The organism is Sphingorhabdus rigui, from assembly GCF_014196595.1.
GTDB lineage: Bacteria > Pseudomonadota > Alphaproteobacteria > Sphingomonadales > Sphingomonadaceae > Sphingorhabdus_B > Sphingorhabdus_B rigui.
The window spans coordinates 134,178-158,125 of the sequence record NZ_JACIEA010000003.1 but is presented as its reverse complement, the minus strand read 5'-3'; the positions used below and the strand labels follow the sequence as shown (position 1 = coordinate 158,125).

Here is a 23,948-nt window from a genome sequence, read left to right as displayed (position 1 = left end):
CGTCTATGCTGCATTATGTTTGCAGGCTTTGCCTGACAATGTTCCTGTTCGGTAGTGTTGCTGCGAACACAGCTGCTGCACAATCGGCGTCGCCACAAAATGTCCATGCCTCCATTGATGTTGAGACCCGTCAACCCGCGCCGGGCGATATGGTCACCGTTGCGATCGTCATGGACCCTAAACCGGGCTGGCATGATTACTGGATCAACCCCGGCGATGCAGGCACCCCGCTTGAGCTCGAATGGCAATTGCCAAGCGGTGTGACAGCCGGAATGGTGCGTGCGCCAGTGCCCGAGACGCTGATCGTCAGCGGGTTTATGAATCATATCTACAAGGCAAAGCATGCCTTTCTGGTGGATGTCAAAATACCCAAAGACGCACGACCGGGCCAAAGCTTGAACATCAAAGTGGATGCCCGCTGGTCGGCCTGTTCCGACTTGGTTTGTGTTCCGGAGGTCGCGACATTGTCCGTGCCAATGACGGTCGGGTCGGGCTCCATATCCAACGCTGACCGCGCGCGCTTTGACGCATGGCGCAGCGCCGTGCCGGTGCCGCTTGATCGTTCGGCGCGCTACCAAATTGACGGCAAGCGCATTGAAATCGCTATCCCTTATCCGCGCAGTGCCAAGGCTGAACGCGTCTGGTTCTTCGCGCAGACCGAAAAGCTGTTCCGTTATGCAGCACCGCAAAGCGCGCGGCGTGTGGGTGACTGGTTGGTCGTCAGCGGTGAGGTGAAAGAGGGCTTTGACGGCCAAATTGACGGGCTGCTCCGCTTCAATGACGCGCAAGGGCTTGAAGTGCGCGCTGTTGCGGGCGCGGTGCCATCGGGCGGCGATGCGGTGTCTGTTTTGGGCGAAGGTGCACCTGCCGATGAAGAACAACCACCGCTTGGCTTTGGGTGGATATTGGCATTCTCCGTGCTCGGTGGCTTGTTGCTGAACCTCATGCCGTGCGTCTTTCCCATATTGGGGCTGAAGGCGCTGAGCCTTGCCAAAATGGGCGGCGATGAAGGCGAAGCCCGCCGCGATGCGGTTGCCTACACTGTTGGTATCATTGTCAGCTGCCTCATTCTCGGCGGCATCATGCTGGCCTTGCGCGCTGCCGGCGAAGAAGTGGGTTGGGCATTTCAGTTGCAGGACCCTGCGGTCGTGCTGATCCTTTTGTTGCTGATGGTCGCGGTCACGGCAAATCTGGTCGGCATATTTGAAGTTGGCGGCATTGGTGCGGGCGAAAAGCTGACGCGGCAGGGCGGCCTTTCTGGCTCGTTCTGGACAGGCGTGCTTGCCGCGGTCGTCGCGACACCGTGCACTGGGCCGTTCATGGCCGCCGCAATGGGCGCCGCGCTTTTGTTGCCAACCGGTTTGGCATTGCTGATTTTTGCAGGCCTTGGATTGGGTCTCGCCCTCCCCTTCCTCGCGATTGCGTTCATTCCTGCCTTACGCAAGCGGATGCCGCGGCCCGGGCTATGGATGGTGCGGTTCCGGCAGTGGATGGCACTGCCCATGGCGCTGACATCGCTGGCATTGCTGTGGCTGACATATCAACTGGCTGGGTTCACCGGTTTGATGATCGGCGGCGCGGCGGCGCTCATTATCCTCGTGGCGCTGTTTGCACTCGGCCGGAAACAGAAAGATGGTTCGCCCTATAAATGGGTTGTGATGGCCTTGTTCGGAATAGCTATCGCCGCCGCGCTGATAATCGGCAAAGTGACGATTGAGCCTGCGGCCAAGGCGTCCAAGGCCGGCAGCATAAACTTTAACGAAGCCCGCCTGAACACTCTGCGCTCCGAGGGCAAGCCGGTGTTCCTCTATTTTACCGCTGACTGGTGTGTCACTTGTAAGGTCAATGAACAGGCGGCAATTGACCGGACGGAGACCAGCAACGCATTTCGCGAGGCGGGTATGACCGTGATGGTGGGCGACTATACGCGCAGAGACCCCGACATTACCCGCTATCTCGCGAAATACGGACGATCCGGCGTGCCATTATATCTGTACTTCCCGCCCAATGGAGAGGCGCAGATACTGCCGCAGATATTGACGGTCGATGACCTGACTGCGCTCACGAAATAGATCAGATCAGCATCCTTTGGGCGCTTCGCCGTGTCTCGAGAGCCACTGTCGCCAACAAAAGCGGATAATCCGGCGCTAAGGCCTTTATCTGTTAGCGATTTGGCTGTAATGGCGCTGCATAACATCACAAGGAGTATCGACTATCGCCACCCCGCCGACCCGGCGCGCAATGACCCCACCTGTTAAAAGTGGTCCGCGCTACAATAATCTCATCACAGCTGAAAAAGTACGAGTCATTGATGATGACGGCGAAAATTTGGGTGTCCTGTACACCCGCGAGGCGATAGCGCAGGCCGCTGAAGTCGGTCTTGATCTGGTGGAAGTGTCACCGAACGCTGATCCGCCAGTCTGCAAATTTCTGGACATCGGCAAGTTCAAATATGAGGCCCAGAAAAAGGCCAACCTTGCGCGTAAGAGTCAGAAAACGCAGGAAATTAAAGAAATTAAGATGCGTCCAAACATCGATGACCATGATTATATGGTCAAGATGAAGAAGGTTGCGGAATTCATCGAGGAAGGTGACAAGGTGAAAATCACCTTGCGTTTCCGTGGTCGTGAATTGGCCCACCAACAATTGGGTATGCACCTGTTGCAACGCGTTCAGGCCGATACGACCGAGACCGCAAAGGTTGAGGCGCATCCCCGCATGGAAGGCCGTCAAATGCTTATGGTGCTGTCGCCCAAATAGGGCACAGTCACCAAATAGCTTGGCGAATCAACTCTGAGCCAACGACCACCATCAAAAGCTGAATGATGATATTGAATCGTTCGGGTGACACCCGCTTGACCAAACGTACGCCTGCCATTGTGCTGACTATAGCCAATGGCAGGAAGATGGCGGTCAACGTCATGTTTTGCGTGTTGAATTGACCCAGCGCCGCATAAGCAGGCACTTTCATCCAATTGATGATCGCAAAGAATATCGACGACGTTCCGACAAAGACCAGATGTGGAAAGTTGCGCGACAGTGCCCAAATCTGAAACGGTGGGCCGCCCGCATGTGCAATTTGGCTGGTGAAGCCTGCAACCCCGCCCATGACCACCCCAACCCACTCGGGTACGGGGCCGGCCAGCTTAAGCTGGGCACCCAACAACGGAAGCAACCGGTATACGCCAAATGATAGCGCGATGACGCCGACAAAGCCGCGAACCGCATCTGCATTAATCGCGGTCGCCAAAAACCATCCGAAGAAGATGCCTACGACTGCGCCTGGCAAGGTGAGTAACAACGTCCGCCGATCAAAGTCGCGCCGGAATGCCCAGACGCTCACAATATCCTGAACCATCAATATGGGTAGTAACATGCCCGCACCGGCGACTGGGTCCATGACCAAGGCAAGCATGGGCATGGCTGCGGCGCCCAGCCCTGCAAATCCACCCTTTGCAAGCCCCACCAATATGACGGCAGCGCTTGCGACGATGTAGAAATAGATATCGGCGGGCAGGCTCAAGGCGTTTTCAAGCGCTTCCGCACCGCGAGGATATAAATGATCGACGCCGCGGCGGCGAAGATGAACCACTGGATGGCGTAGAGGAAATGGTTATTTGGGATTTGCGCTGGCGATGGCAATGCAAGCTGTTGCAGGCCATCTGCGGGATCGGTCGACACCAACTTAATCAACTGCACCCCATCGGGCGCGATAATGCCGCGGACCAGTCCGCCGCTCCAGCTTGGTGATTGCGGGCGTTCCGACCAACCGATTGCAACTTTCGCGCTATGGCCTTTAGCGCCACCTGTTTGGCACGACGCGACATGGGCAAAGCCTGCGTCACCAGCACGATTGCTGCCTGACACCGAATCGATTTTAATCACCTTGACGCACATGACCGTCGAGCGCCGAAATAACGGCAATGCCTTGGGATCGGGGGCAACTGGCCACGCGATCGCCGGCAGGCCATCAGCCGCGTTGTAATGGGCAAGCAGCGCTTCCTTTTCAGCCTTACGCTGAAGCTGCCAGACGCCGAGGCCAATCATGATACCGACCGCAATCGTCACAATGATCGTTGGAATAATCGGCCAGCGTTTCATAGCAGATCGTCCTTCCCGGCTTCATGTGCCCGGTTGCGATACTCGGATGCCAGCAATGCCGCTTTCGCCATCCGCAGCGTGACCACGGTTAACGCGGCGGTCACCGGAACCCAAATGATGACATGCACCCAAAAGGGCGGCCGGACAGCGGAATCGAGCAGCAAAGCGAAGACAATGATCAGCGCACCAATAACCATGGTGAGCAATGCCGCAGGGCCATCGCCTACGTTAAACGAACTATAATCAAGTTTGCATTGCGAACATGTGTCCGCAAATTGGCCCAGCCCCGCAAACAGCGTTTTGCCGCCGCATTTGGGGCAGAGACCAAAAAGGGCAGCCCGCAATATGCTGGGCCGCCCTTCTGGTGATTGCTCTGGTGTCATTTAAGCGTGAACTGGTGCGCCCCAGCCACCCCAAATGTAGATGGCGATGAACAGGAACAGCCACACAACGTCGACAAAGTGCCAGTACCAAGCCGCAGCTTCAAAGCCGAAATGCTGCTTTGGTGTGAAGTGGCCTTTGTTTGCACGCACAAGGCATACCGCCAAGAATATTGTACCGACGATCACGTGGAAACCGTGGAAGCCAGTCGCCATATAAAATGCGGTGCCATAGTTCAGGCCAGCGAATGGAAACGGTGCTTCCAGATACTCATACGCCTGAATCGAGCTGAACAGCAGACCCAACAGGATCGTCGCCAACAGACCTTTTTTCAAGCCTTCGCGGTCGCCATGGATCAGCGCATGGTGCGCCCAAGTGACGGTGGTACCCGAGCACAACAGGATCAACGTGTTGAGCAAAGGAAGCTTCATCGAATCGAGAACCTCGAGGCCCTTTGGCGGCCACTGCATCAAAGCGGCGGCGCCTTCTTGGCCGATCAGGTTGGTGACCGTAAATGCATGCGTTTCCGCATCCTTCACGATTTCCAGCGGCACAGGGAACAGCGAGAAGTCAAACCATGCCCAGAACCAGCCCACGAAGAACATGACTTCCGACGCGATGAACATGATCATGCCGTAGCGCAGGTGAAGCTGAACCACAGGAGTATGATCGCCCGCATGGGCTTCGGTCACGACATCGGACCACCATGCGAAAAAGGTGTACAATACGCCCAACAGGCCAAGGCCAAAGACGAGGCTACCATAACCGAACTGCTCGGGATGCATCCACATCACGAGGCCGAAGAACATCGTCAGAGCCGAGAACGAACCCAATATGGGTGTGATGCTCGGCGGCAGAATATGATAATCGTGATTTTTGGCACCCGCCATGGTCAATTCCCTGTAGTCTTAACGTGGTAAGATTGCCTTAGCTTCCGTTCGCCTGCGGGTCCACCGTGTTTGGCTTTTCCACTGGGTAGAATGTGTAGCTAAGTGTAATTTCTTCGATATCTTTGGTTTCTGGATCGGTCATGATCTTTGGATCGACATAATATAGGACCGGCATTCTAATCTGTTCACCGGGCTTAAGTGTCTGTTCGGTGAAGCAAAAGCACTGTATTTTGTTGAAATATTTGCCCGCGAGTTCGGGCGTGACGTTAAACGTTGCCGTCCCCGTCACAGCTTCGCTCGACAGATTTTTTGCCAAGAAGATCGACATATCCTTCGCGCCGATGCTGACCGTATCGGTCGGGCGTTCGGGCTTGAATTCCCACGGCAAGTCGCCGCGATGATTAGCGTCAAAGCGGATGACGATGGATTTGTCTGTAGCGGACACGGTAGCCGCTTGCGCAGCATCAACCCGCATCGTTGTACCACCGAAACCTGTCACCTGACAAAACAGGCGATAAAGCGGAACGGCCGCAAAGCCGACGCCAACCATCGAGACCGCAAGCGCGCCCGCCAAAAGTCCGGTTTTCGCGTTCGATATAGCCATCAGCCCCAGACCCCGACTTTTGCGACTGTGATCAGGAAGAACAATATGCACAATCCAACAAGGGCGACGCCCATCACGCGCGACCGCGCCGCTTGGCGTTTGCGGATAAGCGCGGTTTCTTCGGCGGTATACGGCGATTGGTCAGGCTGGGTCATGCGATCACCATACGGTCAATTGCGAACAGAGCGAACAAAAGAAACAGATACAGGATGGAGAATGCGAAAAGCTGCTTCTCCGGCTTCATCGCCGCGGCATCGGTTGCTTCATTTTGCCAGACACGGAATGCAAGGATAAGGAATAGCCCGCTCAACAACATCGAAGTCGCACCATATAGCCAGCCACTATCGCCCAAGATGAACGGCAATATCGCTGCGCCGGCCATGGGAAAGCTATACCCAAATATCTGGTTACGCGTGACGCGCTGACCCTTCACATTTGGCAGCATCGGAATGCCTGCTGCGCCGTAATCGGTCTTCATAAACAGCGCCAGCGCCCAAAAATGCGGCGGGGTCCACAAGAATATAATGGCGAAGAGCAAGACCGGCAGGAAAGTCACATCACCCGTGACGGCGGCCCAACCAATGACCGGCGGAAATGCGCCTGCGGCACCGCCAATAACGATATTTTGCGGCGTGTTGGGCTTAAGCCAGATTGTGTAGACGATAGAATAAAAGAATATCGAGAAGGCCAGCAAACCTGCCGACAGCCAGTTTACAGCAACACCCATGATGCCGACGGAAAAGGCTGCAAGGCCGACGCCGAAGTGCAACGCGGCCTCACGGTCCATTCGGCCAGCGGGCAATGGCCGCTGTGCTGTCCGCGCCATTTTGGCGTCGACATCAGCTTCGTACCACTGGTTAAGCGACCCACACGCACCGGCGCCCAGTGCAATGCACAGGACTGCCGTAAAGGCGATGATGGGGTGGATGTTACCCGGCGCGGCCAGCAGACCACATAAGGCGGTGAATACGACAAGCGACATAACTCTGGGCTTGGTTAAAGCCCAGAAGTCACGCCATTCGGCGGGCATTAATATGTCACGCGCTGCGGTTGTCATGTCCGTATCCAAACGCCTTAAAGCTTTGAAGCGGCGAACCGCCGCCGGTTACTTGATAACCGGCAGCGTTTCGAACTGGTGATATGGTGGAGGGCTCGTCAACGTCCACTCAAGCGTTGTCGCACCTTCACCCCAATAATTGTCTTCCGCGCGGCGACCGGCCAACAAAGACCAGATCACGTTAACGAAGAATATCAGGATACCGACAGCCATAATGGCATAGCCGGTCGACGCAACGCCGTTCCAATAGGCAAATGCTTCTGGATAATCGGGGTAGCGACGTGGCATGCCGGAGTTTCCGAGGAAGTGCATTGGGAAGAACAAGACGTTCACGCCAATGAAGAACACCCAGAAGTGCAGATGGCCCAAAAATTCGTTCAGGTGACGACCCGACATCTTGCCAAACCAGTAATAGAAGCCAGCGAAGAGCGAGAAGACCGCACCAAGCGACAACACATAATGGAAGTGGGCGACAACATAATATGTGTCGTGCAAATTGTCGTCGAGACCGCCGTTCGCGAGCACAACACCGGTCACGCCACCAACGGTGAACATGAAGATGAAGCCCATTGCCCAAACCATCGGCGTTTTGAAGCTGACCGAACCGCCCCACATGGTGGCGATCCAGCTGAAGATCTTAATGCCGGTTGGCACCGCAATCACCATCGTTGCCGCGGTGAAGTACATCTTCATATCAACGCTCATGCCCGTGGTGAACATGTGGTGCGCCCAAACGACGAAGCCAACGACACCGATTGCGACCATGGCATAGGCCATGCCGAGATAACCGAAGACGGGCTTGCGGCTGAACGTCGCAACGATCTGGCTGATGATGCCAAAGCCTGGCAAGATCATGATGTACACTTCAGGGTGACCGAAGAACCAGAACAGATGCTGATACAATACAGGGTCACCGCCGGCAGCCGCATCAAAGAATGCGCCGCCAAAGTTACGGTCAACCAGAAGCATCGTGATTGCAGCAGCCAATACGGGCAATGCGAGCAACAGAAGGAATGCGGTCACAAGCACGGACCAGACAAACAGCGGCATTTTATGCAGCGTCATGCCGGGGGCACGCATGTTAAAGATGGTCGTGATGAAGTTGATCGCACCAAGGATCGATGCCGCACCAGCAAGGTGAAGCGAGAAGATCGCCATATCGACGGCAGGTCCAACGGAACCGGAAGTCGAAAGCGGTGCGTACACTGTCCAACCTGTACCAGCGCCAAGGCCCGTACCACCGGGTACAAAGCTGGAGCCGAGCAACATGATGAACGCAACAACCGTCAGCCAGAAGCTGACATTGTTCATACGCGGGAAGGCCATATCTGGCGCACCAATCATGAGCGGCACGAACCAGTTGCCGAAACCACCGATGATGGCTGGCATGACCATGAAGAACACCATGATCAGGCCGTGGGCGGTGATCAGCACGTTCCACATATGATAGGCTTCGTCCAAAGACGCTTCCTTGCCGGCCATCATGGATGCCCAGCCCTGAAGATACTGGATACCCGGCGCAGCAAGTTCAAGGCGCATAAGGCCAGAAATTGCGCCGCCGACGATCCCTGCGAAAATCGCAAAGATCAAATAGAGCGTGCCGATATCCTTGTGGTTGGTCGACATAAACCAGCGCGCGAAGAAGCCTGGCTTATGATCTGCGTCATGATGGTCATGCGCGTGGAGGTCTGTACCTGTTGCGGCAATCGTGGTCATCAGTCTGGCCTTTTTACTTGGTTGGCGCTGCGGCAGGCGCAGCGGCTGTGTCAGTGGTTGGTGCAGTTCCCGCAGCAGCTGCAGGTGCAGCTACGGCTGGCGCCGCTGCCGGTGCAGGCTTTTCAGCGCCAGGCATCGTGCCGCCTTGCGCCTTAACCCATGCCGCAAACTTTTCTGGCGGCAGGGCTTCTACAACGATGGGCATGAACGCATGCCGTGCACCGCAAAGCTCCGAACATTGTCCGAAATAGACGCCTGGCTTCGTGATCGTCAGCGACTTTTCATTCAAGCGGCCGGGAACGGCATCAAGCTTGAACCAAAGCGATGGTACCGCGAAAGCGTGGATTACGTCTGCGGCCGTTGTCTGAATGCGGATCGGAACGCCCACTGGCACGACCATACGGTTGTCTGCGGCCATCAACTTGGGGCCGTCATTTTCGGTACGGAAGCGCTCGCCTTTGGCGACGTCACCTTGCTCTTTGAGCATATTGGACACAACTTCAAAGCCGCCATGGTCAGGATAGGTGTACCCCCAATACCACTGATAACCGGTTGCCTTAATGGTCACCGCGTCTGCCGGTGCTGGCTTGAACTGCTTGGCAAGCAAGTCGAGCGACGGGTAAGCAATGCCAAGAAGGATGAGGACTGGAACCAACGTCCAAACAACCTCAATAAAGGTATTGTGCGTCGTCTTTGAAGGGACAGGGTTTGCGCGGCGATTGAACCGGACGATGACCCAAAGCAGCAATCCAAGAACGAACATCGAAATGATCGTGATGATTGGCAACAAAATGGCGTTGTTAATCCATTTCGCATATTGGCCGTTGTCGCTGAACTGTTCCTGAAAATCGACTTCCTTCGCCTTCGGCATACCAACGCTGTTGGCATAGTCAGGACGCATTGGCGTGTAGCCAGGAAGCGATCCATCCATCGATTTCGGCGCAGCGGCGGCGGCTGGCGCTGCTGCTGCTTCAGCGGCAGCGGGTGCTGCTGCGGCTGGTGTTGCTACAACCGGTGCGGCCACTTCTTTCGTGACTGGCGCAGGCGCGGGATTCGCAGGTTGCGCCAATGCCAATGACGGCATTGCCATGGCAGCCACTACAACCAGAAATTTCTTCAACATAATCATCAATTTAGCCCCGTATTCTTGGTGCGACGCAGAAATATTGCGTAGGCCTGACCCCCCGTTGGAGGGTCGGACTCGCGCGACCTATAGGCGCGCTTATCTGAACCCTCAAGCGGTCGATTCATGATTTTTAGCATTTAATTGCTCCACTCTTCTACCTATTTGCGTTGCAATCCGCTAAACGGAAGATGCAAAACACAACATTCGCCAGCTAGGAAAAATCTCCCCACCATGACCGAAGATGAAATTCTATCAGAATTCCGTAGCGTCGACGCGCTGCTCGAAGGACATTTCCTGCTGTCGTCGGGCCGCCACAGCGCTTATTATCTTCAGTGTGCCCGCCTGCTCATGAACCCCGAACGTGCGGGACGCATTGCCTTGGCACTGACACAAAAAATGCCGCGCGAGCTGCGAAACGAGATCCAAGCCGTCATTTCCCCGGCCATGGGTGGCCTGATCATCGGCCATGAAATGGGTCGTGCACTTGGCGTTGATGCGATGTTCGTGGAACGCCCCGATGGTGTCTTTGGTCTGCGCCGCGGCTTTACGATCACACCAGGCACCAAAGTCCTTATGATGGAAGATGTCGTAACGACTGGCCTTTCATCGCGTGAGGCTATTGCGGCGATCGAAGCAGCAGGCGGTCATGTCATCGCCGCTGGCGCAGTTGTTGACCGTTCCGCAGGCACGGTCGACCTCGGCGTACCATTCTTCCCGCTGATTCAGTTGAACTTTCCGACCTATGCGCCTGATGAATTGCCGCCCGAATTGGCGGCGACCGAGGCGGTAAAGCCCGGTAGCAGGAAGTAAGGAGTAAGAGAATGCTGCATGCCTTGATGGTTCCAGCGCTGGCGCTGATGTTAATGACGCAATCACCGCCGCAGGGAAAGATCGACGCTGCCGCTGTTTCCGCTGCACTTGATCCAGCAAAAGCGCCTGGGACAATCCTGATCGCGCGCGGCGACAAAATCGTTTTCGAACGCACAATCGGAACAATCTCACCGGAAAGCGAAACGCCGCATGAATTGGGGCAGACCTGGCGTTGGGCCTCCGTCACCAAGCAGATCACGGCGACCATCGCGATGCAGGAAGTAGCGGCTGGCCGTCTCGATCTCGACGCGCCGATCATCCGCTACCTGCCCGACAGCAAGGCGCCTTTTGCAAACCGCATCACTGCGCGCATGCTGATGCAGCACGTCTCGGGCCTGCCGCGCACCGGAGAAGGCCCCATCGCCAGAGACGATTGGCCAACCTTCTACTCTGTCGACCTCGGCAGTCCCGAAACCGGGCGGACATGGTGCGAAGGGCCAACCACGCGCGAGCCGCTGTCCGGGTTCTTTTATGGTGACTGCGACTTCATCATGATGGCCGCGGTGATCGAGGCGACCAGCGGCAAGCCTTACGCCGACTTGATTGCAACACGGATTGCACAGCCGCTCGGTCTCAGCAGCGTTGGCGTGTTCCCCCGCGCCGAGCCCACCGTTGTGGGCTTTAGCGAGGGCAAGCCAGAAACATCAGCGTTCCGGCTCGAAAATTTCGGCGGCGCGGGCGCGCTTTTTGGCACGACCCATGATCTGCTCGCCTTCGACCGCGCGCTAATGACCGGCAAGCTCATCCCCGAAGCCCAGCGCGCACAGATGTGGGAAGGCAAGCCCGAATATGGCATGGCCGCGCTCGGCCAGTGGGCCTTCAGTACGCCTTTGAAGGATTGCGGCGATGTTCCCGTACGAATCATCGAGCGTCGCGGCTTCATTGGTGGCGTCGTATTGCGTAACATCATCCTGCCTGATCTGGACATGGTTATCATCATGACATCGAACCGCGCCGAGGCTGAGCCTGCTTATGGTGAAATCTGGCAACAGGCCGGAATAACCCATGACGTCATGCGCGCTGCACTCTGCTCGACCGGTACTCCATTATGACTTTCACTCTTGATCCCAAAAAGCTCCGTCTTGGCGTCAATATCGACCATGTTGCGACGATCCGAAATGCGCGTGGCGGAATGCATCCTGATCCGATGCGCGCTGCGCACATCGTCGAGGCCGCAGGCGGCGATGGCATCACCGTCCATTTGCGCGAAGACCGCCGGCACATTCGCGATGCGGACCTCGATGCGATTATGCGGGAAATCCGCTTGCCCATTAACTTGGAAATGGCGGCAACCGACGAAATGCTCGAAATCGCGCTGCGGCATAAGCCGCATGCTGCGTGCATCGTCCCCGAACGGCGCGAAGAACGTACGACTGAGGGCGGGCTGGATGCCGCCGGTCAGCACAACCATCTCGCGCCCATCGTTACGCGGCTGGCGGACGCAGGCATTCGCGTAAGCTTGTTCATTGAACCCGACGCCCGCCAGATTGAAGCGGCCATCCGTCTGAAAGCGCCCGTCGTTGAATTCCACACCGGTAAATATGCGCATGCCGAAGGCGAAGAACGCGAAATAGAACTTCGCCGTATTGCGGACGCGGCCGCGCTTGCGGCTAAAAATGGTATCGAACCGCATGCTGGCCATGGCCTGACGTTTGAAAATGTCCAACCCATCGCCGCCATTCCCCATTTCGCCGAGTTGAACATCGGGCACTATCTGATTGGTGAGGCGATCTTCATCGGCTTGGAGGAAAGCGTCCGGAAGATGCGGACGTTAATGGACCTCGCGCGGTGATAATCGGGCTTGGTTCCGATCTATGTAATATTGAGCGCATCACACATTCGCTTGAGCGCTTTGGCGAACGGTTTGAAAAGCGCGTCTTTACCGACATCGAACGCGCCAAAGCTGGCAAGCGGCCATTCACCCGGGCGGGCACATATGCCAAACGCTTTGCAGCCAAAGAGGCTTTTTCCAAAGCTGTTGGAACCGGATTCAAGCATGGAGTGTTCATGAAAGATATTGGCGTCGTCAATGCACCGTCGGGCGCGCCAACGCTGGCGCTGACGGGCGGCGCAAAAGCGCGGCTCGACGCAATGATTCCCTCGGGCTATGAAGCCCATATTCATCTGACACTGACTGATGACCACCCATGGGCACAGGCATTTGTCATTATAGAAGCATTACCATCGCAAAAGGCATAACCAGTTTGACCACCGACAATATCGACCCCACCGCCCCATCTGCTCCAGCACCTGAACAACGCGGCTGGGCCTCTGCTGCTTGGGCGGAAATCAAAGGGATGTTCTGGCTGTTGATGGCCGTTCTTGCGTTTCACAGCTTCATTGCAAAGCCGTTTTACATCCCGTCGATATCGATGATGCCGACATTGCTGGTGGGTGACCGGCTGTTCGTGAGCAAATATCCGTATGGCTGGAGCCATGTGTCGCCAACCATTCCCAATCCGGTCGCGATATTTCGCTGGCTGGTGTTGCGCGAGGAAGTAGAGGCGCTGGCCGTCCCGCTTCCGGAAAGCGAGACGCGGGTCTGGGGGAAAATGCCGGCCCGTGGCGATATTGTCATTTTGACGCCAAAGGGCAAATATCAGGACTGGATCAAGCGCGTTATTGGCCTGCCCGGTGACACGATCTCGCTGCGCGAAGGTCAGGTTTTCTTGAACGGAAAGCCCGTTAAGCAAGAGACCCAGCCCAATCTGGTTTTGCCTGTCGATGCCAATAATCCATGCAATGATTATGATTTCCCGGGCGCACTGACGCGCGGCGATGACGGCGTGATGACATGTCATTTGCCCATCATTCGCGAAACGCTGCCCAATGGCGTGCAATATGACACCATCGATGCCCGCAGGCGCGAGACCGATGATATGGAACCTGTAAAAATACCCGCAGGCCATGTGTTCTTAATGGGCGACAACCGCGACAATAGCTCGGACAGCCGCGTACCCGAAGCGCTGGGCGGCCTTGGCGGCCCCGTATCGTGGGATCGTATTGGCGGTCGTGCGGAAATCATTACCTTCTCCGTCGATGGCAGCACGAGCTTGAACCCGGCGACGTGGATCTCATCGCTGCGCAGCGGCCGCGCGGGTACAAGTCTGCGTCCCAAAAAGGTCCGCTAAAGTGAATGATATCGCGAAAGACACCCCGGCCGCAAAACCCGCCAAGGCGCGGCGCTCACGCAGAAAACCTGTGGTGCAGGAGGATGGATTTCGCGAAGAAGTAGGCCCAACCGAACTTTACGACCCCATAATCCGCACCGAGATCAAACGGGCGGCTGTCTGGATTGGCATGACCGCGTTTGTTGTCGGGTTTGTCTGGCTGGCGCAGCCACTGCTGCTCATCATGGGCGGCCTTGTACTTGCGGCGATGTTTGATGGCGGCGCGCGTTTGCTTGGCCGGGTTTTACCGATCCCGCGCAGCATCCGCCTGACCATCGTCGTCCTTGCCGTATTTGGTTTCATGTATTGGACATTTATATTCACGGGATCCGAGCTTGCCGCGCAGGCCGCCAGTCTTCAGGCTATTGTCGAAGCGCAGATTGAATCCATAGGCAACCGCATCGCTGCTGCCGGATTCAACATATCGGCAGAAGATGTCAAAGGCTTCGGAACGCAGATTTTGAACTCGGTCGGCCGCGTAACTGAAGCCGTCTCTTCGGTGGTTGGCACAGTGACCAACATGGCGATGATGCTCGTGCTCGCCATATTCATCGCCGCCGAACCGCGTATGTATGAACGCGGCGTCGCATGGATGTTGCCGCTGGCAGAGCGCGAACATTTCTACGTCACCGCCGCCAAAATGGGCAACGTATTGCGCCGCCTGATGGCGGGCCGTTTGCTTGGTATGGCAGTAGAAGGTTTTGGGACGTGGATATTGCTCAGCCTTGGCGGCGTACCCATGGCGGCGCTTTTGGGCGTGCTGACGGGGCTGTTGGCGTTTTTGCCCAATATCGGCGCTATCGTATCGGGTGCACTCATCATCCTCGTCGGATTTTCGGCGGGTGTTGATGTCGGCCTCTATGCCATCTTTGTATATTTCGTCGTTCAGATGGTCGACGGCTATCTGATTGTGCCCATGGTCGCAAAGCGGGCGGTCGATTTAGCGCCCGCGCTTGTGCTTGGCGCACAGATACTGTTGGGCGCTTTATTCGGAATATTGGGCCTTGCGCTGGCGGACCCCATCATCGCGATGATTAAGGTCGCGCTTGAACGGCAATCCGAACGCAATGAAGCACGCGCCATCCGCGAAGGACCATGAAGCAAGTTTATGCTGCTGATTTTCTGCTTCCTGATGGGCATCGCCAATTTTGCCATGCACAAGGCAGTTTCAGAATCCGGGCATCCCTTCGTTGAAGAAACCAAGCGCTACTTCAGCCCACATTTCAGTCCCTATGGCAGCTACGCCATAGAACTGGTGTTGCTGATTGGCGCGCTGTGGTTCGCAAATGACGGGTCGTTGGCGATCGCGCTGACATATGGGGTATATACGGCCATTAACGCGGTCGCGACATGGTTGCTGCTTTCAGGTCGCAGCTGATGGACGTTTGCGCTTTCGCCTAATCTAATTATATGGCCCCTGTGCCACCATTAGCCCCCAGTTCAGATGCCAAGCCCGATTTCGCCGTGATGCGCCGGTTCTTGCCATATTTATGGCCAAAGGGCGAAACTGGCCTGCGCGCACGCATCGTATTTGCGCTGCTGCTGGTGGTGGTGTCCAAGCTTATTCAGTTGAGCATGGCGTGGGTCTATGGCCAGGCCATCGACCGCATGGTTCCCGGCATGGAAGACAGCGTCGCAATCGCGATTGCGCTCGTAGCCGCTTATGCCGGTGCGCGTTTTGGCGGTGTCTTGTTCGACAATCTGCGCAACGTAGTCTTTGAACGCGTGGGGCAAGAAGCCACCCGCCGCTTGGCCGAAAATGTGTTCAGCCATTTGCACAATCTATCGATGCGTTTTCATATGAACCGCCGAACAGGTGCGGTTACGAAGGTTATCGAACGCGGGACGAAGAGCATCGATATCATGCTCTATTTCCTGCTGTTCAACATCGCACCGACGGTGCTTGAGCTCGTTCTGGTCTCCGCATATTTCAAAATTGAATTTGGCTGGGGCATGGTTGTGGCGACGCTTATCATGGTGGTCAGCTACATCGCCTACACCACCGTCATCACCAACTGGCGCAACAAATTGCGCGAGGAAATGAACGAGCTGGATACGCAGACCGTCGCAAAGTCGGTCGACAGTCTGCTCAATTATGAAACCGTTAAATATTTCAACGCTGAAAAGCGCGAAACGCAGCGCTATGCTGAGGTGGTGCATCATTATGCAAATGCCGCCGTTAAATCGGAAAACTCGCTGGCCGCGCTGAATATCGGGCAGTCGCTGATCACCAATGTGATGATGGCGGGTGCCATGGGCTATGTTGTGTGGGGCTGGTCGCGCGGGCAGTTTACAACTGGCGACGTTGTCACCGTGAACACCTTGTTGGCGCAGCTGTTCCGGCCGCTGGATATGCTCGGGATGGTGTATCGCACCATTCGTCAGGGCCTGACGGATATGGCCGCGATGTTCGACCTGATCGATACGCCCGCCGAAATTACGGATAAGCCCGGTGCGCCCGCATTGGCCGTATCGGGCGGCGCGGTGGCGTTTGAAGATGTGCGCTTTGGCTATGACCCCGACCGACAAATCCTGAATGGCGTCAGCTTCAAAATTGAGCCCGGCCATACGCTTGCGGTGGTGGGACCGTCGGGCGCAGGCAAGTCGACCATTGCCCGCCTTCTATACCGTTTTTACGACATCACCGGCGGCCGCATTACCATCGACGGGCAGGATCTGCGCGACGTGACGCAATCAAGCCTGCGCAGCGTCATCGGCATTGTGCCGCAGGACACCGTGCTGTTCAACGATAGCATCGGCTATAACATCGGTTATGGCCGTGAGGGATCGAGCCAGATCGAAATCGAAGAGGCCGCACGCGGCGCATCGATTCACGGCTTTGTCGAGTCATTGCCGGAGCAATATGCCGCCAAGGTTGGCGAACGCGGGCTGAAACTGTCCGGCGGGGAAAAGCAGCGCGTGGCCATCGCACGGACCTTGCTGAAAAACCCGCCAATCCTCATCCTTGATGAAGCGACCAGCGCGCTGGATAGCCGCACCGAGTCCGAAATTCAGGCGACGCTTGAACGCATTTCGGAACGCCGCACGACCATCATCATCGCCCACCGGCTGTCGACCATCGTCGATGCCGACCAGATTATGGTTTTGGATGCTGGGCGCGTTGCCGAACAAGGGACGCATAATGAACTGCTGCGCAAAGGCGGCCTCTATGCCGAAATGTGGGCAAGGCAGCAAAGCGAAGCCGAAGAAGAAGCCGTCCCTTCGGCATAATCGTGCGCTATCCACAAGCGACTTGGATTGAAGACAACTGCACTCTGTCACTGACACTTCAGTCACGCTAGGGCGTGGCATGGCCTCCGTCGCTCCGTCCCCCACCCCATCTGATGTGTTGCACCGCATTTTCGGTTTTCCCGAATTTCGCGGACAGCAGGAACAGGTGGTGTCGCGGGTGCTTGCGGGTCAACGCACCTTGGCCATCATGCCAACGGGTGCAGGCAAGTCATTATGTTACCAATTGCCCGCGGTCATCATGGACGGCACGTGCATTGTCATTTCGCCGCTCATCGCGCTGATGCATGACCAAATGCGCGCGGCTGACGCCGTTGGCATTCGCGCGGCGACATTGACATCGGCGGATGACAACCGCGCAGAAACCATCAGCCGGTTTCGTGCTGGTGAACTCGACCTGTTATATGTCGCGCCGGAACGGGCATCGGGCCAAGAGTTTCGCAACCTGTTGCGTGAGACCAAAATCGCGCTGTTTGCGATTGATGAAGCGCATTGCGTTTCCGAATGGGGGCATGATTTCCGCCCGGACTATCGCCTGCTGCGTCCATTGCTCGACGACTTCGCCGAAGTGCCGCGCCTCGCGCTGACCGCAACCGCAGACACCCACACGCGCGACGATATTGCCGAGCAACTGGGCATTCCGCACGATGGCGTCATGGTGGCAGGTTTTGACCGGCCCAACATCCGCTATGCCGCCGAGGCCGCGCCGAACAGCGGAATCGCGGCGCTGGTGAAAAGCCTACCGGGCGCGGGCATCGTTTATGCACAGACCCGTGACCGCACCGAAAAGATTGCGGCGCAAATCGCAGAAACCGGCCGCAAGGCGCTGTACTATCACGCCGGTATGGAGCCGCAGACACGGGCGCGGGCGCAGGCGGAGTTTGTGTCGTCCGAAGACATGGTGATGGTGGCGACGGTGGCGTTTGGTATGGGCATCGACAAGCCCGATGTGCGCTTTGTCGTACATGCCGGCCTGCCGAAATCGATTGAATCCTATTATCAGGAAAGCGGCCGCGCCGGACGCGATGGTGACCCGGCGGTGGCACATATGCTGTGGTCTGCCGGCGACTTCACCCGCGCCCGCATGCGCCTGAACGAGCTCCCCCCCGAACGGCGCGAGGCGGAGTTGGCGCGCGTTGCCGCTTTGTCATATCTTGTGGAAACAGCCGGGTGCAGGCGTGCAGTGCTGCTGCGTCACTTTGGGGAAAGCCCACCTGAATCGTGCGGCAATTGCGACAATTGCCTGAATGCCCCCGATGTCCACGACGCCACTGAACTGTCACGCAAGCTCTTGTCCGCCGCCTATCGCACGGGGCAGATGTTCGGCATGGGCCATTTGGAAAAGGTGCTGACGGGCAGCAAAGATGACCGCATAACCCAATTGGGGCATGACCAGCTTTCGGTGTTCGGAATTGTCAGCAAGGCAGAGGCCGCGATGCTTAAGCCCTTGTCTCGCGCCTTGCAGGCACGCGGAGCAATGGTGGCAAACGAACATGGCGGCCTGAAACTGGCTGGCGATGCCCGTGCGATTATGCGCGGCGATCAAAATATCCAGATTGCGATCGTAAAGCCGGACAACAAACGTCGCGCTGGTCGACCGGACAATCCCATTGGCAACCCGTTGTTCGAGGCGCTGCGTGCCAAGCGCCGCGCGCTGGCCGAAGCTGTGGGCGTGCCGCCTTATGTGATTTTTCACGACGCAACTTTGCGCGAGATGGCATTGACCAAGCCAACCAACATCCACGCCTTAGGCCGGATTAGCGGTGTCGGCGCACGCAAGCTGGAGGCCTATGGCGAAGATTTCCTATCGGTCATCGCGCAGTTTTAGCGGGGCGTTTCTGGCCAATGCGCGGTCCATTCTTGTTATCGATTGCAGATTAAAATAAGGCGAACGGCAGATGACCGCTTCGCGTGTCCAATAACAGGATTTGCTGATGTTCCGTAAGTTAACAGACACGTTTTTCGCCGCACCGCAAATCAGCCTTTCCGACGTGGCGGAGGCGAAAGCCGCGGGCATTTCGTTGATCATCAACAACCGTCCCGAAGATGAATCCGCCGACCAGACATCAGGCGCCGAAATCGCCGCCGCGGCGCAAGCAGCCGGCATCGCTTATGTCGCCATTCCTGTGACACATGCGGGCTTTGCCGAATGGCAGGTCACGGCGATGGCCGATGCCATTGAAAACGCAGATGGCAAGATATTGGCCTATTGCCGGTCGGGGACCCGGTCGACGTTGTTATGGGCATTGGCCCGCGCGGCGAAGGGCGACCATCCCGCCGTCCTTTCGGAACAGGCCGCTGACGCAGGTTATGATCTGTCGTCCGTTGGGGCGATGATGGACATGTTGCGCGGACGGGCTTCTTGATGGCAGAATTGCTGCAACTTGCCGGGTCGATTGCATCGATTTTGTTTATCGCATGGCTCGCGCGGTTTTGGCGATTGGGCGGTGATGTCCGCATCCACAGCGAAGCGCAGGCGCGTGACATTGCCGAAGAGACGCTCTGTGGGTTCAATCCCGTCGACATCGCAATCGACAAAGCGGGTATCGCGGCACTGCTGCGTGACGATCAGGGCAGGCACATGCTGATCCGTCGCCACGGTGTGCAATGGGCAGGACGTTTGCTCGACGGGCACAGCGAATCGCGTTTGGACCAGAATTTCCTCACCATAGGAACAGGCGAGAAGACATTTGGAATCATTACGCTCAATTTGGGTGAACACGCACCGTCATGGGCATCTGGCCTTCGGCATTTGAACAACGGTCAGCATAACATGGGAAATACGCATGCCTGAACTTTTCCGCCCAGTGGATTATGCCATTCCGGCGTTCATCATCCTCATCATCGCAGAAATGCTGTGGGCACGCAGCCGTGCGCCAGAGAAATATGAACCGCGCGACACCTTGACGTCACTCGCGCTCGGCACCGGCAGCACGGTTGCAGGCGCACTCACCGGCGCTTTGGTGTTCAGCCTGGCGATGTGGATGTACGAGAACCGGTTGTTCGACATTGGCTGGGTGTGGTGGGCGTGGCCCTTATGCTTTGTTTTGGACGATCTGGCTTATTATTGGGCGCATCGCACCGGACACCGCGTCCGCTGGTTTTGGGCCAGCCATGTAAACCACCACTCAAGCCAGCATTATAATCTTTCCACCGCGCTGCGTCAGACATGGACCGGGTTCATTGCCCTTGGCTTTATCTTCCGCATTCCGTTGGCGCTCATCGGGTTTCATCCGGCCCTGCTGCTTTTCGTCGGCGCGTTTAACCTCATCTATCAATTCTGGATCCATACCGAAGCCATCGGCAAATTCCCGCGCTGGTTCGAATATGTGATGAACACCCCAAGCCACCATCGTGTGCATCACGCGACCAATCCGCGGTATCTCGACCGCAATTATGCGGGTGTTTTCATCATCTGGGATCGCATGTTCGGAACCTTTACCGAAGAAGTAGAAAGCGAGAAAATCCGCTACGGGATTGTCCGGCAACTCGGAACCTTCAACCTGTTGTGGAGCGTGTTTCACGAATGGGTCGGGATATTCCAAGACCTCTGGTCGGCGCCATGGCGTCATAAATTGTCGTACCTTGTGCGCGAACCGGGATGGAGCCACGATGGCAGCCGCGAAACATCGGACACGATCCGTGCACGCTGGCTTGAAGCGCAAGAGGCAAAGGCCGACTAGCGCTATTTACACTCTTGCCAGTATTTAATCGTCCGCTTAAACCTTGGCGTTAGAGGAGCAGGCAACATGGACGAATTTGATATCATCGTGATTGGTGGCGGGTCAGCGGGGAGCGCTGCAGCTGGCCGTCTTTCGGAAGGTGGCAAATATAAGGTCTGCCTAATCGAAGCCGGCGGCACCAACAACAATATGTTGATCAAAACGCCTGGTTTCATGCCGTTCATTCGTAACGGGTCAAACTATAAATATGAAACCGTTCCGCAAAAGGGCCTGAATGGTCGCACCGGATATCAACCGCGCGGCAAAGGCCTTGGCGGGTCAAGCGCGATTAACGCGATGGTCTACATCCGTGGCCACAAATATGATTATGACAATTGGGCCGCATTGGGTTGCGATGGCTGGTCCTATGACGACGTGTTGCCCTATTTCAAACGCTGCGAAGACAATGAACGCGGTGCTGATGCCTTTCACGGATCAGGCGGACCGCTGTCCGTTTCTGACCAACGCTGGCCACAGGCCGGCAGCCTTGCCTTCATCGAAGCGGCTGCCGAGCTGCAGTTACCGGTCAATAATGACTTCAACGGCGCGACGCAGGACGGATTTGGCCTGTATCAGGTCACGCAAAAGGGTGGCGAACGCTGGACCGCCGCGCGCGCCTATGTCGAACCGGCACGCGACCGGATGGAAGTCATCACCGGTGCACTGACCGAAAAGATTATCGTCGAAAACGGACGCGCCACAGGCGTTGTCATTCGCCAAGGTCGAAGCAAGAAGCGCACGATCAAGGCACGCGGCGCTATCATTTTGTCCGCAGGCGCATTTGGATCGCCGCAAATATTGATGCTGTCCGGCATTGGCCCGGCCGACCATCTGCGCAGCGTTGGCGTGGATGTCGTTCACGACAAACAAGCCGTCGGCGCCGACCTGCAAGATCATATCGATTATGTTTCCAGCTTTGAAACACAGTCAAAGGACGACTTTTTCGGGGATTCGCTGGCCGGCACCGTAAAGATGGTAAAGGCGATTATCGAACATCGCCGCAAGCGTACAGGCGTGATGACCACCTGCTTTGCTGAAGCAGGCGGATTTTGGCGTTCGGACGCAAGCTTGCCAGCCCCTGACATTCAATATCATTTCGTCCCCGCCATGTTGGAAGACCATGGCCGTTCCAAAGTGAAAGGCCACGGGTTCAGTTGCCATGCCTGTGTCTTGCGGCCCGAAAGCCGTGGCACGGTGCGCCTCGCATCAACCGATGCAAGCACGGCCCCGCTGATTGACCCCGCATTTCTGACCGACGACCGCGACATGGCCACATTGCGCAGCGGCGTGCGCGCCATGCACCGGATTTTCGAAGCACCTGCGCTGGCCGTTTATGGCGGAAAGAATCGCCATCCTGTCGATCTGAATGACGATGCCGCCTTGGATGATCTGATCCGCAATCGCGCGGATACCGTATACCATCCCGTCGGCACGTGCCGGATGGGGCCCAATGCGGACGATGTTGTCGACCCGCGCCTGAAATATCGTGGCATCGAAGGGCTCTATGTCGCGGATGCCAGCATCATGCCGCGCCTCGTTTCCGGGAACACAAATGCGCCAAGCATCATGATTGGTGAAAGATGTGCCGAATTTGTCCGGGCTGATTTGCAATAATCTTGCCTAAATGCGGCGTCGCGGGTAACCGCGTGCGCGCTATGACGATTAACGGAACAGATTATATCAGCACCCGTGGCAACGCGGACGCGCTCGATTTTGCAGGCGTCACCCTAACGGGTCTGGCCCGAGATGGCGGACTATATGTCCCCCGCCATTGGCCGCAATTTTCGATAGAAGATATAAAGGCGATGCGTGGCCTGTCTTATGTCGAGTTGGCCGCGCGCGTTATGGCGCCCTTTACAGCGGGTGTATTGAGCGAGGCTGAGCTCAAGGGTCTGTGTGCGACGGCTTATGGTTCATTTGCACATTCGGCGACAACGCCACTGGTGCAACTTGATGGGCAACACTGGTTGCTTGAACTTTTTCACGGTCCAACCTTGGCGTTCAAGGACGTTGCGCTCCAATTGCTGGGCCAATTGTTTGAACGCTTCTTGTCGGGCACGGATAAAAAACTGACCATTGTCGGCGCAACATCGGGCGACACAGGATCAGCGGCAATCGACGCCGTTGCCGGACGCGCACAAATCGAAATCTTCATGCTGCACCCCCATAACCGCGTCTCTGACGTGCAGCGGCGGCAGATGACAACCATCCTTGCGCCCAATGTCCACAACATCGCGATTGAAGGCAGCTTCGATGACGCGCAGGCCATGGTAAAGCGGATGTTCAGTGACAAGGACGTCAATGGCCCACTGACTTTATCGGCCGTAAACTCGATCAACTGGGCCCGCCTGATGGCGCAGGTGGTATATTATTTCTACGCCGCACTTCGATTGGGCGGACCTGAGCGCAAAATTGCGTTTTCCGTCCCGACCGGAAACTTTGGCGATGTGTTTGCCGGCTATGTTGCCGCGCAAATGGGCTTGCCGATTGAACAGCTGATTGTCGCCACCAACATCAACGACATTTTGCATCGCGCCCTGTCAAAGGGTGACTATTCGGTGTTGGGCGTAACGCCGACCGCAGCGCCATCGATGGATATTCAGGTGTCCAGCAATTTTGAACGGCTGCTGTTTGATCTTGAAGGTCGCGATGGATCGACCACTGCAGCGCGGATGAAGTGGTTCGAACAAATGGGCAAAATGGTTCTGTCGCCCGACATGCGGAAAAAATCTGCTTTGTTGTCGAGCGCGCGCGCCGATGCGGACCAGATGGCAGCCGCCATGCGCTGGGCCTATGGCGCGGCGGACCAGATTATCGATCCCCACACCGCAATCGCACTGCACGCGGCACGGGCATCAGGCATCAAACCGGAAACGCCTATCGTCACATTGGCAACCGCGCACCCCGCCAAGTTCCCGGACGCAGTAGAAAACGCAACCGGCGTTCGCCCTGCTTTGCCTGCGCGTGTCTCGCATCTGTTTGACCGCGAAGAACGCTTTGATGTCTTGCCCGGTACGTATGACGCCGTGCGTGACTATGTGCTTGCGCGCGCCGTTCGCTAA

At 56.7% G+C, this 23,948-nt stretch carries 25 protein-coding genes; 16 read left to right on the top strand and 9 right to left on the bottom strand.

The window, feature by feature from the left end:
- Positions 1 to 5 precede the first annotated feature (5 nt).
- Positions 6 to 2,072 (top strand): protein-disulfide reductase DsbD family protein, encoded by a 2,067-nt coding sequence (locus tag GGR91_RS10705; protein ID WP_183942193.1) that lies wholly within the window; start codon positions 6 to 8, stop codon positions 2,070 to 2,072.
- Between the two features lie 169 nt (positions 2,073 to 2,241).
- Positions 2,242 to 2,760, top strand: coding sequence for a translation initiation factor IF-3 (infC, locus tag GGR91_RS10700; RefSeq protein ID WP_183942192.1), 519 nt, complete (start codon positions 2,242 to 2,244; stop codon positions 2,758 to 2,760).
- A gap of 7 nt (positions 2,761 to 2,767) precedes the next feature.
- Here infC and GGR91_RS10695 read toward each other — a convergent pair whose 3' ends face one another.
- Genes GGR91_RS10695 through coxB form a run of 9 tightly spaced genes read right to left on the bottom strand, consistent with a single transcriptional unit; the run spans position 2,768 to position 9,872 of the window.
- Positions 2,768 to 3,523 (bottom strand): sulfite exporter TauE/SafE family protein, encoded by a 756-nt coding sequence (locus GGR91_RS10695; protein WP_322788810.1) that lies wholly within the window; start codon positions 3,521 to 3,523, stop codon positions 2,768 to 2,770.
- Positions 3,520 to 4,101 carry an SURF1 family cytochrome oxidase biogenesis protein gene (locus GGR91_RS10690; protein ID WP_183942191.1) on the bottom strand — a complete coding sequence of 194 codons (582 nt, stop codon included), beginning with the start codon at positions 4,099 to 4,101 and terminating at the stop codon, positions 3,520 to 3,522. The genes GGR91_RS10695 and GGR91_RS10690 overlap by 4 nt, the downstream gene beginning before the upstream one ends.
- Positions 4,098 to 4,445 carry a DUF983 domain-containing protein gene (locus tag GGR91_RS10685; protein ID WP_322788809.1) on the bottom strand — a complete coding sequence of 116 codons (348 nt, stop codon included), beginning with the start codon at positions 4,443 to 4,445 and terminating at the stop codon, positions 4,098 to 4,100. The genes GGR91_RS10690 and GGR91_RS10685 overlap by 4 nt, the downstream gene beginning before the upstream one ends.
- 39 nt (positions 4,446 to 4,484) lie before the next feature.
- Complete coding sequence (locus GGR91_RS10680) at positions 4,485 to 5,372, bottom strand: cytochrome c oxidase subunit 3 (RefSeq protein WP_183942189.1); 888 nt, start codon at positions 5,370 to 5,372, stop codon at positions 4,485 to 4,487.
- 37 nt (positions 5,373 to 5,409) lie between these two features.
- Entirely contained in the window at positions 5,410 to 5,976 is a 567-nt protein-coding gene (locus tag GGR91_RS10675; RefSeq protein WP_183942188.1) for a cytochrome c oxidase assembly protein, read from the bottom strand.
- Positions 5,976 to 6,131 (bottom strand): hypothetical protein, encoded by a 156-nt coding sequence (locus GGR91_RS10670; RefSeq protein ID WP_183942187.1) that lies wholly within the window; start codon positions 6,129 to 6,131, stop codon positions 5,976 to 5,978. The genes GGR91_RS10675 and GGR91_RS10670 overlap by 1 nt, the downstream gene beginning before the upstream one ends.
- Positions 6,128 to 7,033 (bottom strand): heme o synthase, encoded by a 906-nt coding sequence (locus GGR91_RS10665; protein WP_183942186.1) that lies wholly within the window; start codon positions 7,031 to 7,033, stop codon positions 6,128 to 6,130. The genes GGR91_RS10670 and GGR91_RS10665 overlap by 4 nt, the downstream gene beginning before the upstream one ends.
- Before the next feature lie 48 nt (positions 7,034 to 7,081).
- The gene (gene ctaD, locus GGR91_RS10660; protein WP_183942185.1) at positions 7,082 to 8,749 is read right to left on the bottom strand and encodes a cytochrome c oxidase subunit I; all 1,668 of its coding nucleotides are present in this window, start codon (positions 8,747 to 8,749) and stop codon (positions 7,082 to 7,084) included.
- A gap of 13 nt (positions 8,750 to 8,762) precedes the next feature.
- Complete coding sequence (coxB, locus tag GGR91_RS10655) at positions 8,763 to 9,872, bottom strand: cytochrome c oxidase subunit II (protein WP_183942280.1); 1,110 nt, start codon at positions 9,870 to 9,872, stop codon at positions 8,763 to 8,765.
- Between the two features lie 234 nt (positions 9,873 to 10,106).
- Between coxB and pyrE the strand changes: the two genes are divergently transcribed.
- The 14 genes from pyrE (at position 10,107) to thrC (ending at position 23,948) form a co-directional block, all read left to right on the top strand.
- A complete protein-coding gene (gene pyrE / locus GGR91_RS10650) occupies positions 10,107 to 10,685 on the top strand; it encodes an orotate phosphoribosyltransferase (protein WP_183942184.1) in 579 nt (192 codons plus the stop codon).
- A gap of 11 nt (positions 10,686 to 10,696) precedes the next feature.
- Positions 10,697 to 11,797: a serine hydrolase domain-containing protein gene (locus GGR91_RS10645; RefSeq protein ID WP_183942183.1), complete on the top strand. Its 1,101-nt coding sequence runs from the start codon at positions 10,697 to 10,699 to the stop codon at positions 11,795 to 11,797.
- Positions 11,794 to 12,537 carry a pyridoxine 5'-phosphate synthase gene (locus GGR91_RS10640; protein WP_183942182.1) on the top strand — a complete coding sequence of 248 codons (744 nt, stop codon included), beginning with the start codon at positions 11,794 to 11,796 and terminating at the stop codon, positions 12,535 to 12,537. Before GGR91_RS10645 ends, GGR91_RS10640 begins: the two co-directional genes overlap by 4 nt.
- Positions 12,534 to 12,944: a holo-ACP synthase gene (gene acpS / locus GGR91_RS10635; protein WP_183942181.1), complete on the top strand. Its 411-nt coding sequence runs from the start codon at positions 12,534 to 12,536 to the stop codon at positions 12,942 to 12,944. The genes GGR91_RS10640 and acpS overlap by 4 nt, the downstream gene beginning before the upstream one ends.
- Positions 12,941 to 13,876, top strand: coding sequence for a signal peptidase I (lepB, locus tag GGR91_RS10630; protein ID WP_407698412.1), 936 nt, complete (start codon positions 12,941 to 12,943; stop codon positions 13,874 to 13,876). Before acpS ends, lepB begins: the two co-directional genes overlap by 4 nt.
- Positions 13,877 to 13,946: 70 nt before the next feature.
- Complete coding sequence (locus GGR91_RS10625) at positions 13,947 to 15,014, top strand: AI-2E family transporter (RefSeq protein ID WP_322788813.1); 1,068 nt, start codon at positions 13,947 to 13,949, stop codon at positions 15,012 to 15,014.
- 9 nt (positions 15,015 to 15,023) lie between these two features.
- Positions 15,024 to 15,293 carry a hypothetical protein gene (locus GGR91_RS10620; RefSeq protein WP_183942179.1) on the top strand — a complete coding sequence of 90 codons (270 nt, stop codon included), beginning with the start codon at positions 15,024 to 15,026 and terminating at the stop codon, positions 15,291 to 15,293.
- A gap of 41 nt (positions 15,294 to 15,334) precedes the next feature.
- Positions 15,335 to 17,146 carry an ABCB family ABC transporter ATP-binding protein/permease gene (locus GGR91_RS10615; protein WP_183942178.1) on the top strand — a complete coding sequence of 604 codons (1,812 nt, stop codon included), beginning with the start codon at positions 15,335 to 15,337 and terminating at the stop codon, positions 17,144 to 17,146.
- A 79-nt stretch (positions 17,147 to 17,225) separates the two neighbouring features.
- A complete protein-coding gene (gene recQ, locus GGR91_RS10610; protein ID WP_183942177.1) occupies positions 17,226 to 18,992 on the top strand; it encodes a DNA helicase RecQ in 1,767 nt (588 codons plus the stop codon).
- 106 nt (positions 18,993 to 19,098) lie between these two features.
- The gene (locus GGR91_RS10605; protein WP_183942176.1) at positions 19,099 to 19,530 is read left to right on the top strand and encodes a TIGR01244 family sulfur transferase; all 432 of its coding nucleotides are present in this window, start codon (positions 19,099 to 19,101) and stop codon (positions 19,528 to 19,530) included.
- A complete protein-coding gene (locus tag GGR91_RS10600) occupies positions 19,530 to 19,958 on the top strand; it encodes a hypothetical protein (RefSeq protein WP_183942175.1) in 429 nt (142 codons plus the stop codon). The genes GGR91_RS10605 and GGR91_RS10600 overlap by 1 nt, the downstream gene beginning before the upstream one ends.
- Complete coding sequence (locus tag GGR91_RS10595) at positions 19,951 to 20,847, top strand: sterol desaturase family protein (protein ID WP_183942174.1); 897 nt, start codon at positions 19,951 to 19,953, stop codon at positions 20,845 to 20,847. The genes GGR91_RS10600 and GGR91_RS10595 overlap by 8 nt, the downstream gene beginning before the upstream one ends.
- A 66-nt stretch (positions 20,848 to 20,913) precedes the next feature.
- On the top strand, positions 20,914 to 22,500 hold the full coding sequence (locus GGR91_RS10590; RefSeq protein WP_183942173.1) for a GMC family oxidoreductase: 1,587 nt from the start codon (positions 20,914 to 20,916) through the stop codon (positions 22,498 to 22,500).
- 41 nt (positions 22,501 to 22,541) lie between these two features.
- Positions 22,542 to 23,948 (top strand): threonine synthase, encoded by a 1,407-nt coding sequence (gene thrC / locus GGR91_RS10585; protein ID WP_183942172.1) that lies wholly within the window; start codon positions 22,542 to 22,544, stop codon positions 23,946 to 23,948.